This is a genomic window from Acinetobacter sp. neg1 (assembly GCF_000788125.1).
Classification (GTDB): Bacteria; Pseudomonadota; Gammaproteobacteria; order Pseudomonadales; family Moraxellaceae; genus Acinetobacter; species Acinetobacter vivianii.
Window position 1 is genome coordinate 224095 of record NZ_JSZD01000014.1, and the last position, 13815, is coordinate 237909.

The window sequence follows — 13815 nt, forward strand, 5'->3', positions numbered from 1 at the left end:
CGGATTGCTGAATTTAAACGGTTTTAATTTTTTAATGGATTAATCTGATGAGTAAAATAGTTTTTCCTGTTGTGAGAGATGATCTTGCTCCTGTGTTTAAAAGCCAGAAATATACAACTTCTGGCTTTTAATGATTATAAATTCTGAGCGATGTAGGGACTTAGAACTTAAATTCTAAACCTGTGCCTACAAGAGTTTGACTATCCTTTAGATTTGCCTGTTTAAAGCGCGCATAGCCTGTATAGCCATACGATCTTACCTGCTTGCTAAATGAATAACCGATACCTGTCATGATTTGCTGGGCTGTATAGTCGGCAGATTGATCTTTAAAACTGGTTTTGTTGGTGCTGTATTGGGTTTGTACATTCCATTTTTCATGATTTGGAATCTTGTATTCCGTACCGATAAGCCAGCCCACTGAATCATCAATATTGGCTGCACCTTCTGGATTTCCTTTTGCTTGTTCGATTTGAGATTTCTGAATCAAAGCTTTTAAAGCAAGGTCATCAGTTGCTTTAATACGGGTGATTAAGCGTGTTGTGTTTGCTGCAGCCAATAGTCTATCGATATCAATATTTGTATCGGATGCGTTCAGGAAACCTTGCCCTAAAAAGTTACTTGGGATCGCCTTATCATAGGCAATACCTGCGACAAGGAATGGATTGGTATAGGTCAGAGAGCTTGACCATGCATCACCTAAGCCTTTACCGTCAACAGTAACGCCCCCTTGACTGCTTTTGATACCTTGGCCTTCTCCAGTTGCCAGAAGGGCAATAAATTCAACATTGGCATCCTGACCCACAGAAAACTTAGGTGATTCATATAACACCGAATTATTAATCCGGTTTTCACCAGGCATAATGCCAGTGACATCTGCGGTATTACGAACATAGTTGTTAAAGCTATCTACTGGGCTTGAAAGTCTCTTTAACGGTGAATTATGTTTGCCAACTTTTAGCGTACCTAGATATTTATCTTTTAAACCTACATATCGATCCCGTTGTGACCAATCGGTACCATCTCCATCAGCATTAAATGCCCATTCGACTAAGTAAACTGCGTCTAAACGATCTGTTAGTTTTTCCTCACCTTTAAGACCGACAAAGGAACTATTCGTGTTGATTTTCCATACATCTTTATTTTTTGTATGGGCATTCTTTTCGGGTAAATAATCAACACTGGCGTCGATCTCACCATACATGTGAGGAGCAGCAAATGCTGAACTGGTGATGATCGTGAATATGCTGGCAATTAAAACCGTAACTCTCATTTTTTCATCCTGAAAAGTTTATAAAGCATCCCTTAGGGATGATGTGTCATTGTTGTGTTGTTTAAAAATATTAAAATGCTTAAGCCTTTAATACAGGTAGATTTTTAATAGAGTGAATTGTTTTTATCAAGCACTATAGCGGAGTGGTTATTGGAGTGGTTTAAATAAAATTATTTTAATCTTTTATAGGTGTATTTATTATTTTTTAGATTTCATATTTGATTTAAGTGATTTCGGGGTTTTTATGTGAGTTGTTTTTTTAGGGTGTAAACGGTTATATTGTTAAAAAATAAAAAGCCGCTAATAATAGCGGCTTTTTTATTGATTTGTTTAGAAGTGATTTACTGAACTGAAGAGATGATCAGTTAAATTATCTAAAGAAGATTGAAGCGATACAAGGTCGGTTAAAGAACCACCATTTGGATTTGGTTCACCCACCGCAATACCTGAACTTGATGAAACTGTTCCTGTAATCGCATCTAAAATTCCATCAACGCTACCATGGATACTGTAGTCGCCATTTCCAGCACTGATACTAATGAGATTATTGAGGCTATCAAGCGAGCCATCACCGAAGAGGGTGCTCACGTGGTCTTGTAATGTATCAACAGCCACATTTCCGCTACTAATCACGGTCTGGATTGGTTGAGCGATACCAGAAATAATATCTCCGCTATTTACGCCGCCGCCAATGCCGCCTGTAATACTGCCGATAATGTCAGTGATTGAGCCTAAAGGACCGCCTTCACCACCACCTATACCGCCAGTGATTCCACCGATGATGTCAGTGATTGAGCCTAAAGGACCACCTTCACCGCCACCGATACCACCCGTAATGCCGCCGATAATGTCAGTGATCGAACCTAAAGGACCACCTTCGCCACCGCCGATGCCGCCAGTGATACCTCCGATAATGTCAGTGATTGAACCTAATGGGCCACCTTCACCACCACCGATACCGCCAGTGATGCCGCCGATAATGTCAGTGATTGAACCTAAAGGACCACCTTCACCACCGCCAATACCGCCAGTGATTCCACCGATAATTCCAGTGATTGCACCAAGAGGACCACCTTCACCGCCGCCAATACCGCCTGTGATACCACCAAGCAAGCCACCAACATCAGTGAGGTCACCAACTACATGTTGAACCAGACCAGAAGCTGTTGAACCATTGGTAATTAGTGTACCGACAACGCCAGTAAGAGAACCCGCAGCACCGCCAATATCAGCGCCTGCTAAATCAGAGATGGCTTCAAGTGTACCGTTTACAGTATCGCGAGAAGTTTCAAAGGTGAGGGTTCCAAGATTAGTCAAGTCAGTAACTGGATGAACACCCGGAAGTACGCTACCAATTGCACCACCGACAGTGCTAATACCTGTGTTGATAATATCTGTTTTCAGGCTTTCAACGCCTTGCAGTACATCAATACCAGTTTGGATGACACCTGTGACAGGATTGTTGCCTAGATCACCACCCGTAATACCACCAATGATTCCAGTGATCGCGCCAAGAGGACCACCTTCGCCGCCGCCGATACCGCCAGTGATTCCACCGATAATTCCAGTAATTGCACCCAGAGGACCACCTTCACCACCACCGATACCGCCAGTAATACCACCGATAATTCCAGTAATTGCACCCAGAGGACCACCTTCGCCGCCGCCGATACCGCCAGTAATGCCACCAATGATACCTGTGATCGCACCAAGAGGACCGCCGTCACCACCACCGATGATTCCGCCTGCATTGGTAAGATCACCAGCAATATGTTGAACCAGACCAGAAGCCGTTGAACCATTGGTGATTAGTGTACCGACAACGCCAGTAAGAGAACCCGCAGCACCACCAATATCAGCGCCTGCTAAATCAGAAATGGCTTCAAGTGTGCCATTTACAGTGTCGCGAGAGGTTTCAAATGTAAGCGTTCCCAAATCTGCAAGATCACCAATTGGATGTTCAGATTGATGAACTGCACCAATAATTGTATTTGCAACCGTATCAATACCTGTATTGATCACTTCAGTTTTTAAGCTTTCAAGCCCTTGAAGAACATCAATACCAGTCTGGATTACACCTGTGACAGGATTATTACCTAAATCACCGCCTGTAATGCCACCAATAATATTAGTGACCGCGCCAAGTGGGCCGCCTTCTGTACCACCTGTAATACCACCGATAATGCCTGTTACTGCACCGAGTGGATTGCCACCAGCCCCGCCAGTGATACCACCAATAATATTTGTGACGGCACCTAATGGGCCACCGTCAGTTCCACCTGTGATACCACCGATGATTCCGGTAACTGCGCCCAGTGGATTGCCCGTAGCGCCACCTGTAACTCCTCCAATAATATGTGTGACAGAATCAAGAGGACTACCACTTGTTCCACCTGTCACACTACCAAGAATGTTTGTAACTGCCCCAAGAGGATTGTTGGCTGCTCCGCCAGTAATACTGCTAACAGTATTCGTGAGTGTATTTGTTGAAACGATATTGGTAATGGTAGAGAGTGACAGGGGAGCAAGGAGTGAACCGCCAACATGTGATGTTGAGCTATTACTATCGACTAAACTCGAAGTAATGCTTTTAATGGGTGATAGAAGACTTTTAAAAAGCATAACGATACCTATATTTTTAAAGTTGTGTTGTTCTAAGTAGTTATTAAATTGCTATGATTATTTTGTGATTAAAGTCACATTAATCTATTTTAGTGTTATATGTGGCAGTTATTTTGTCAATCTGTAACGGTATTGATCTGGATTGTTAAATTTGAGTTTAAGTTGCTGAATAATATTTCTTTTTTTATATAAAATATTCTATTAAATCTACATGTGTATTTTATTCTAAAAAGGGCGATAAACTCATTAGAATAAAATATAATCAAATTTATCAGTCAATTAAAATGGATTTCCCACTCAAAAGCGCTCCTTTTTTAGGCAGAAATGGGAAAAGTTATAAAATTTGTTACTCATTTGAAAATAAATATTTCGACTAAAATAGTATGTTTAAAAAATAGATAAAAATCATGGTATTAATATTGTTTGGTAAGTTTTTTTAAAATAAAAATCAAGTAAAAAATGATGATCTTTTTATAGGTCAGCAATGTGTTGTTAAAAAAAACTTATTAATGAAAACTACGATTCTTGCCTAAGTAGATTGAAATTGTGGTCTAAGGGAATAGAAAAGCCACTGACCTCAGCAGCTTTTCTAAAATTTAAAGATTAAAAGTGATGAACAGAACCGAAGAGGTGATCGGTTAAGCCTGATAATGGTGAGGTGATTGAAATAATATCTGTTAAAGAGCCGCCATTTGGATTTGGCTCACCTACAGCAATACCTGAACTTGATGAAACTGTGCCAGTAATCGCAGTTAAGATGTTATCAACACTACCATCTTCGTTATTGACATGAACAAGGTTGCTAATGCCATCGAATAGATTGCCATTTGATAGGCTACCCAGACTGTCTTGCAGAAGATCGAGAGTTAAGCTACCACTGCCAACCACAATTTGAATAGGTTGAGCGACTCCAGAAATCACGTCACCGTCGCCGATACCACCGGTAATGCCACCAATGATGTCAGTAATTGAGCCTAAAGGACCACCTTCACCACCGCCGATGCCGCCAGTGATTCCTCCGATAATGTCAGTGATCGAACCTAAAGGTCCGCCTTCACCGCCACCGATATCGCCAGTAATACCACCGATAATTCCAGTGATTGCGCCAAGAGGACCACCTTCACCGCCGCCAATACCACCAGTAATGCCACCTAACAATCCACCCACATCAGTGAGGTCACCAACTGCATGTTGAACCAGACCAGAAGCTGTTGAACCGTTGGTGATTAGTGTACCGACAACGCCAGTAAGAGAACCCGCAGCACCGCCAATATCAGCGCCTGCTAAATCAGAAATGGCTTCAAGTGTGCCATTGACTGTATCGCGAGAAGTTTCAAAGGTGAGGGTTCCAAGATTAGTCAAGTCAGTAACTGGATGAACGCCTGGAAGTACGCTACCAATTGCACCGCCTACAGTGCTAATACCAGTGTTGATAATATCTGTTTTCAGGCTTTCAACACCTTGCAGTACATCAATACCAGTTTGAATCACACCAGTAACTGGATTGTTACCTAAGTCACCACCAGTAATGCCACCAATGATGTCAGTGATTGAGCCTAAAGGACCGCCTTCACCACCGCCGATACCGCCAGTGATGCCGCCGATAATATCAGTGATTGAGCCTAAAGGACCGCCTTCACCGCCACCAATACCACCAGTAATACCGCCGATGATTCCAGTAATTGCACCAAGAGGACCGCCTTCACCGCCACCGATACCACCAGTAATGCCACCGATAATTCCAGTAATTGCACCTAAAGGACCACCTTCACCGCCGCCAATACCACCAGTAATACCGCCGATGATTCCAGTAATTGCACCAAGAGGGCCGCCTTCACCACCAATACCGCCAGTGACGCCTCCAACAACCCCAGTCACTGTACCGAGTAGGCCTGTACCGCCTTCGCCATCACCCGCCACAATATGAATAATGTTGGTCACTGGGCTTAGTGGATTAAATTCACCTTCACCATTTAAACCGCTGAGGTCGAGTACCGAGATGGCATTGCCTGAGAAGTTAATTGGAATCGTAATCGGTGTCACGATACTGGCATCATCACCAATACCATTGCCAATACCGTAATTATGCTCACCATTGCCTGCGCCAATACCACCGAGCAAGCCGCCTGAACCATTACCACTACCACCGTTGCCTGTACCATTCCCATTGTTGATGCTGTCATTGTCTTGAACATAGTTATTGGTTGTGGTCGATGAATTATTGTGAGAGTTGGCAGTTGCACTACCAAATAAAGAGATTGCATTACCTGAGAGGTTAATCGGAATGGCAATCGGGGCGACGATGCTGGCATTGTCTGCAATACCATTACCGATGCCATAGTTATGTTCACCATTACCTGCTGCAAAACCGTTGAGTAAACCACCCAAACCAAGCAAGCCGCCTGAACCGCCACCTACGCCATTGCCGCCACTATTACTATTATTGGTGGAGTCATTGTCCTGAACATAGTTATTGGTTGTGGTTGAGGAATTATTGGTTGAGTTGGCTGTTGCGTTACCAAAGATCGAGAAAGCATTACCCGATGCATTGATTGGCGTCGTAATCGGGATCACCACACTGGCATCATCGGCAATACCATTGCCAATACCGTAGTTGTGTTCGCCATTACCTGCGGCAACACCATTTAATAATCCGCCTCCTGTGCCATTGCCTGAACCGCTGCCAGTACCGTTACCACCGCTATTACTGTTATTGGTTGTATCGTTATCCTGGAAGTAGTTATTGGTTGTGGTCGAAGAATTATTCACTGAGTTTGAAGTGGCATTACCAAAGAGAGAGAAGGCATTACCCGATGCGTTGATTGGCGTGGTAATAGGAGCAACCACACTGGCATCATCAGCAATACCATTACCAATACCGTAGTTGTGCTCGCCGTTGCCTGCACCGACACCATTTAATAAGCCACCACCAACGCCGTTACCTGCCGTACCGCCAACACCGCTACTGCTGTTGCCGTTATTAATGCTGTCATTGTCCTGGAAGTAGTTTGTGGTTTTGGTTGAGGAGTCGTTGACTGAGTTTGAAGTGGCATTGCCAAAGAGGGAGAAGGCATTACCCGAACCGCTGATTGGCGTTGTGATGGGTGCAACGACACTAGAATCATTGCCGATACCATTGCCAATACCAAAGTTATGGTCGCCATTCCCTGATGCAGGGCCATTACCCCAACCACCAACGCCATTGCCAGCCGAGCCATCAGTCAGGCCAGTGCCGCTGTTGCTATTGTCGGTGGTGTCGTTGTCTTCATAATGATTGACGGTTGTGGTCGATGAGTTATTGACTGAGCTTGTGGTCGAGTCTCCAAAGACAGAGAACGAGTTACCCAAGCCGCTGAGTGGGGTGGTGATTGGCATAACCACACCAACGTCATCACCATTACCGTTGCCAATACCATAATTATGTTCGCCATTGCCTGCACCGACACCATTGAGTAGACCACCGATACCATTGCCAGAACCACTACCTACACCTGTGCCGCCGCTGTTGCTATTGTCTGTCGTGTCATTGTCACGAACAATATTGGTGGTGGTGGTCGAAGCATTATTATGAGATGAGTTATTGGCATCACCAAAGAATGAGAATTCATTGCCTAGGCCATTGATTGGCGTCGTGATGGGTGTGGTGATACCTACATCGTCACCATTGCCATTACCGATACCATAGTTTTGCTCACCATTGCCTGCACCAATACCGCTCAGTAGGCCTCCGATTCCATTGCCAGCAGTGCCTGCGCCACTATTGCTATGGTCGATATGATCATTGTCTTCTACGATGTTGGTGGTATTGGTTGATCCATTGTTGACCGAGGTATTGCCTGTATGAGCCGGATCATTGCTGCCGAACCATGAAACGTTATTGCCCATGGCATTGATTGGAGTCACAACTGGAGAAGTCCAGTCTGCGTCATCACCGTTACCATTGCCGATGCCGTAGTTGTGTTCACCATTGCCAGCACTGATACCATTGAGTAAGCCACCCAGACCATTGCCAGTGCCGCCTGTACCTGTTCCACTATTGCTATTATCAGTGCTGTCATTGTCCTGAACATGGTTCAGTGTGGTGGTTGGTGCTGAATTGGTAGATGAGTTATTGCCACCACCGCCAACAGAATTTCCGAGTACATTCAATGGTGTAGTCCAAGGCACAGTAATATCGACATCATCTCCATTGCCATTCCCAATGCCGTAGTTTTGTTCGCCATTGCCTGCGGCAGGGCCATTGCCCCAACCACCAATACCATTTCCGACGCCACCAAGACCTGTTCCACTATTGCTGTTATCGGTTGTGTCATTGTCCTGAATAATGTTGGACGTGGTGGTTGGTGCGGTATTGGTCGAGTTCACATCGCCATCGCCTAAACCTGCAAATGAATTGCCGAGTACATGCACTGGCGTAGTCCACGGTACGGTTACGCTGGCATCGTCACCGTTGCCATTGCCAATTCCGTAATTATGTTCATCATTGCCTGCACTAATGCCGTTGAGTAAGCCACCTAAGCCATTACCCGAGCCTCCGACACCTGTACCTTGATTGCTGTTGTCAGTTGTATCGTTGTCTTGAATCACATTAGAAGCTGAAGTTGGTGCTGTATTAACGGAGTTCACATCACCGCCACCAAGACCTGCAACTGAATTGCCGAGTACCTGAAATGGTGCTGTGACGGGTGTCGTGATACTGGCGTCATCACCGTTACCATTGCCAATGCCATAGTTCTGTTCGCCATTTCCAGCAGCGACACCATTTAACCAGCCACCACCACTGCCATTGCCCGCAGCACCCGTACCTGTATTGCTGTTATTGATGGTGTCATTATCTTGAATGTGGGTGGAGGAGGAGGTCGGTGCGGTATTTATAGAATTCACATCACCACTACCCAAGCCAGCAATCGAATTACCTACCGCTTGAACAGGTGTCGTCCATGGAATCGTGACTGTGGCATCATCACCGTTTCCATTACCAATGCCATAATTGTGTTCGCCATTTCCTGCTGCCACACCATTTAGTAAGCCACCACCATTGCCGTTCCCAGCGCCAGTGCCAGTATTGCTATTATTGGTGGTGTCATTGTCTTCAATGAGTGTAGTTGAGCTGGTTGGTGTTGTATTAACTGACTCCAGATCGCCATTACCAAGCGCTGCAACAGAATTACCTAAAGCTTCGAATGGCACTGTAACAGGTGTCGTAAGATTGGCATCATCTCCGTTGCCATTCCCAACGCCATAATTATGATCGCCGTTTCCAGAAGCGATACCGCTTAATAAACCGCCATTGCTGCCATTCCCAGCACCTGCGCCAGTATTGCTGTTATTGATAATGTCATTGTCTTGGACGTGAGTCGAAGATGTTGTCGTCGCCGTATTTACAGATGACGTACCTCCAAGCCAAGGGAATGAATTGCCTAATGAATGAAAAGCTGTCGTAAAAGGGAAAGGAAAATTAAGATCTTGGGCGTTACCAACCCCAACACCGTAATTTTGATGACCATTGCCTGTGATAACACCGCCTAATAAACCATCACCTGAACCATTACTATTATTGGTGATGGTGGTATCTTCGACCTGAACATGATTTGTTGTCGATACAGTGTTAACAGGAACTGGCGCCGTTGCTTGGCTATTACTACTCGAAAGCGAGAGAATACCCGTAATTGGTGATAAAATATTTTTAAATAACATGTCGATATACCTATAATTATTAAAGTTTTGTTTTATTTAGCTTAATAATTATGTGACTCCTGTCTCATAATATACCAATTAGTATTGGTTGATTAACGCTTTAATGTCAATATTGCAGTATGTATCATATTTTTAATGGGTTATAAAATTGATATAAAACAAAGAATTGGAATCTAATTTTAAAGTCTGGATTTTAATTGTTATTAATATTATGAAATTATAGATTATTTATAAAAATTACAGAGTCATTTATGATGATGTATCGAAAAATTAATTAGTTAATTGAATTTTAATAACTAATCTATTTAAAGTTCTTTTTAGGTACTGATTTGAATTGGCCCATGATGATATTTTTAATCATAGCGGTGAATAACATATTTTTTAGTCAAACGGGCTTCGTTACGCTGATTGTATCTGGATCATGTGCTGAATCTATAGCCAGTTGATCGATAACTTTGGAAAAAGGACTTATCTTTTGCTAAAAAGTGCGTATAATGCCCTCCATCAAATATGCGCTCATAGCTCAGCTGGATAGAGCACTTGGCTACGAACTAAGGGGTCGGGAGTTCGAATCTCTCTGAGCGCACCAATTTGAAAAAAGAAACCGCTTAAATGCGGTTTTTTTGTGCCTCAAATTTTTGCCTTGAGTTTCTGAACAAAGACAGCATTACCGCCAACGGCTGGTAGAACCTCATGATAAGGCAGGCTTCGCATTGCTCTTAATAAAAAGGGGGCTTTCTCATCGACTTTCATACTGCTGGTCATTTTAAATAAAGTGCCTTGATTCATCTCAGTAAATCGCATCTCGCCTTTAATAAATCTTAAATCCCCTCCATTGGCATAAAAACTACTTTTAGTCGCTTCTGGATAATTAAAATGTAATTTAAAAGCGAAGGGGATATTGATAACACCAAGCCCGAAATTGACCTGAATATCAGCATCTTGCCCCTGATTCTGAATCGGTGTGGTGATGACTTTTTTAATCTGGCGAGGAAACAATTCCTGATAGGCAGCGGGTGTTAACCATTTTTGCAGTTGCTGCGGTGACTGTTTATAAAATTGATAGGTGGTAGTAAAACGCATAGCTTCCCGCCCATGCGTATAAAGGATACTGGTGGGTGCATGAATAAAGCTTACCGGTTGTTGTGTAGTCTGAATCAACTGGCTAATTTTGGCGAGCTGAGCTGGATTTAATTGTGGTGTCGGGAGTTGTCCTGCATTTAATGGCGTGACCGTCTGCTTGTTAAAGCGGTTGCGCAAGGCCTCCAAAACAAAGGCATTGCTGCTACTTGGTAGACCTAACTTGGCTTCGGGAATAGCATTCAGAATTTTCTTAAAAATAAAACCCTTCGGTTGATTTAAATCGCCCCATTGAGTCAAGGTAATTAAGGTACGGTGCTCATCCAATGCAAACCATTCAAATTTGCCTACCCCGTAGGGAATAGGCGCATCAATCACTAAGCTGGAAATACTATTGGATTTGATCTGATGCTGTAAGGTGACATCTTCATTGAAATTCAATACAGGAATAGGGGTTGGAATTGAGATTCGATATTTCATCTGCACAATATTGCCTGACTGTTGCAGTGTTTTAGCAGATTTCAAGGTGGGAAATAAACCGACATATTGACTAAAGTCAGTCAGGGTTTTGGCGACCTGTTGGGCATTGACAGGCACAATAATCGCCGCTGAATTGAAACTCACACTGGGCTGAGGATTGGTTTTTAAGGTCGGCACCGCAGTTTTTGTTACAGGATGTCCAAAGATAAAAATATTGTTTTGGGTATAGCTTGCCAATGTTTGTGGATTGTTCTGAAATGGTTGTAAGGCACTGGGAATATTGTCATTCCATGACAGAATCTGTGCAAAACAACTTTGTGTGATGCCTAAAAAAATACAAGAGACAAGTAGACCATTCAAATAACGCATCACATTCCTTTGATTTTTATTTGTGATTTGGTGGACAGGGGTTAATACCTCATGACTGAGCATATCCCTGCCGATTATTAATAAGATTTTTTAGTGTTGAAAAATAGTCGTGTTGTGTAAAACCCACTCAAGTGTCAGTTTGAGTGGGATTGATGATATTTAATCTTTAGTTGTCAGGCTATGACGTCGATAAAGAAACAGAATTGCACCCAACGGTAAAGAGATTTGTAAAATGATTGGACTGTACAAATTGTCTTGGAAATAACCCGCACCTAATAGTAAAAAGCTAATTGGCTGAATTGCATAACTACCACTAGTCCAGTTCAGTGAAAACTTAATAAAACCTAAACTGATAAAAATCAGCCACAACCATTTACGTTTTTGCATTGGCGTTCTGATACATAAGATAAATACATAAATAATGAAGAGGGGAATAAAAATGGCCAGAATAAAGGTGAGATAATGTATAAGTTCTTTGTCATTAAATGTAAATTCATTAACTTTACTCAGGGCTCGATCAACTGGTTCCGTATGCATGCCGAGAATACTAATGGTATTGTCATGTTGACGTAAGGAGATTTTATTAATCAACCATTGATCAGAATATTCATATTCAAATATTAAGTGATAAGTGACATCATCTTTAAATAGCGATTTCTGGGCGTGGATTAAGTTGACTTCTTTAACGGTTTCCTTAGGGAAAAAAGCGGCCATTTTAACTAACGTTGTACGTGTCGACTCATCTTGTAACTCAGGGCTTAGGTGCTTTTCAACAGCTACATAATTCTTTTGGCTGAGCTGGGTAAACATCTCTTGAGCAAAGGTATTTTCTTCTTGGGGCACGATTTTGTCGAAGAAAGCTTGTTGGCTACAGGCTGTGAGGGCAAGCACAATACCTAAAATAAGGAATAAAGATCTGAAAAGCTGGTGCATCTAAATAATTCTCGTATTAATAAATACTTCTAAAAATAGAATTGATAAAAGGGCGAAACAAAAAACAGAAAATATCACATTTAAATTTTGTATCAAAACGCCATAAATGTGATTTCCCCGCGAAGCATTTATGTTCTAATAGGTCAGTTTTTTCAAATGTTAGAAATTTAAAAATGTCTGAACAACGTCCAACAGTCTCTGTGCGCTATTATCTGAATCTGGAAGAATCACAAGATGGTTTTGCTCTGGTCACTTTTGGTAAAAAGACGTTTAGTCGTTTTCTGACTCCCGTGATTAGTATTGCCATTATCCTATGGGGCGTTTATTTAGGCTTCTCTGGGGTAGGGCGTTATTATGTTGCGCTGGGTGCTTTTTTCTTGCTTATGCAGGGTGTGATGCGCTACTGGTTATTGCCGATGTTGTTCAAGCGCCAGTTTGTACGTTATCAATTTGGGAAAAGTGAACAGGGTGTTGATTTATATCAGGATCATTTTGAGCTGTATTCAACAGGCAAAACCCAGAGAGCCCAATATGCCGAGGTACAATCCTTTGCAATTGGCAAGCTGACTTATATGCTGGAACTGAAAAGCCATACGGTCATCATTGTACCGAAGCGTGCATTTGAAAATTCAGCAGATCAAACCAAATTTGAAAATAGTTTTAAAAAGTAAACTTATCAGCGGTTCAAAGAACAAGGAACATTCATGAGTACACGTCCTTCAAAAATTGTGTGTGTAGGCCGAAATTATGCTGAACATGCGAAAGAATTAGGTAACCCTATTCCTGATCGTGCGATCTTATTTATCAAGCCACCCAGCAGTTTGAGTCCTTTATCGCAAGGAATTAGCTGGAATCAGGCTTTAGGTGAGTGTCATTATGAATGTGAAATCTGTTTGAAAATCACCCATCCTTTATCTCAGGAAACTGATCCTGCCAAAGCTTTAGAAGCGATCGGTGCAGTGACCTTGGGGCTAGATTTAACCTTGCGTGATTTGCAAGGGGATTTAAAAGCCAAAGGCGAACCATGGGAACGTGCCAAAGCATTTGATGGCGCCTGTCTTTTGGCGGACTGGATCGAAGCAGATGAAGTGGGTGACTTACAAGAGTTAGAACTCATTTTCACCATTAATGGCGTTGAGCGTCAGCATGGTTTTAGCAAAGATATGATTCGGGATATTGGTGCATTACTGGTTGAGATCAATCAATGTTTTAGTCTGGAAGCAGGTGATGTGATTATGACGGGTACACCCGCAGGTGTCGGCGCTTTACGTGCCAATGATCAGTTGACCATGAAACTGATTACCCAGTCTGGTGAATATGATTGGGATAGCTTTGTAAAAGCATAATCATCACCATCAATAAAA

7 protein-coding genes and 1 tRNA gene are annotated in these 13815 nt (G+C 42.7%); 3 read left to right on the plus strand and 5 right to left on the minus strand.

The window, feature by feature from the left end:
* Positions 1-160: 160 nt before the first annotated feature.
* The 3 genes from PJ15_RS10720 to PJ15_RS10730 form a co-directional block, all read right to left on the minus strand.
* Positions 161-1270: a porin gene (locus tag PJ15_RS10720; RefSeq protein ID WP_047430564.1), complete on the minus strand. Its 1110-nt coding sequence runs from the start codon at positions 1268-1270 to the stop codon at positions 161-163.
* Between the two features lie 330 nt (positions 1271-1600).
* Positions 1601-3892 carry a hypothetical protein gene (locus PJ15_RS18725; RefSeq protein ID WP_047430567.1) on the minus strand — a complete coding sequence of 764 codons (2292 nt, stop codon included), beginning with the start codon at positions 3890-3892 and terminating at the stop codon, positions 1601-1603.
* Positions 3893-4495: 603 nt separating this feature from the next.
* The gene (locus PJ15_RS10730; protein WP_047430569.1) at positions 4496-9589 is read right to left on the minus strand and encodes a beta strand repeat-containing protein; all 5094 of its coding nucleotides are present in this window, start codon (positions 9587-9589) and stop codon (positions 4496-4498) included.
* 512 nt (positions 9590-10101) lie between these two features.
* Here PJ15_RS10730 and PJ15_RS10735 point away from each other — a divergent pair.
* Positions 10102-10178, plus strand: a tRNA-Arg gene (locus PJ15_RS10735).
* Between the two features lie 41 nt (positions 10179-10219).
* Here PJ15_RS10735 and PJ15_RS10740 read toward each other — a convergent pair.
* Together PJ15_RS10740 and PJ15_RS10745 are read right to left on the minus strand one after the other, a co-directional pair.
* A complete protein-coding gene (locus PJ15_RS10740; RefSeq protein ID WP_047430572.1) occupies positions 10220-11518 on the minus strand; it encodes an SRPBCC family protein in 1299 nt (432 codons plus the stop codon).
* Positions 11519-11677: 159 nt separating this feature from the next.
* Positions 11678-12451, minus strand: a complete 774-nt coding sequence (locus PJ15_RS10745) for a hypothetical protein (protein WP_047430575.1) — start codon at positions 12449-12451, stop codon at positions 11678-11680.
* A gap of 173 nt (positions 12452-12624) precedes the next feature.
* On the opposite strand from PJ15_RS10745, the gene PJ15_RS10750 reads away from it, so the two are divergent.
* Both PJ15_RS10750 and PJ15_RS10755 read left to right on the plus strand, forming a co-directional pair.
* A complete protein-coding gene (locus tag PJ15_RS10750; protein WP_004775827.1) occupies positions 12625-13122 on the plus strand; it encodes a YcxB family protein in 498 nt (165 codons plus the stop codon).
* 33 nt (positions 13123-13155) lie between these two features.
* Positions 13156-13797 (plus strand): fumarylacetoacetate hydrolase family protein, encoded by a 642-nt coding sequence (locus PJ15_RS10755; RefSeq protein ID WP_004775826.1) that lies wholly within the window; start codon positions 13156-13158, stop codon positions 13795-13797.
* Positions 13798-13815 lie beyond the last annotated feature (18 nt).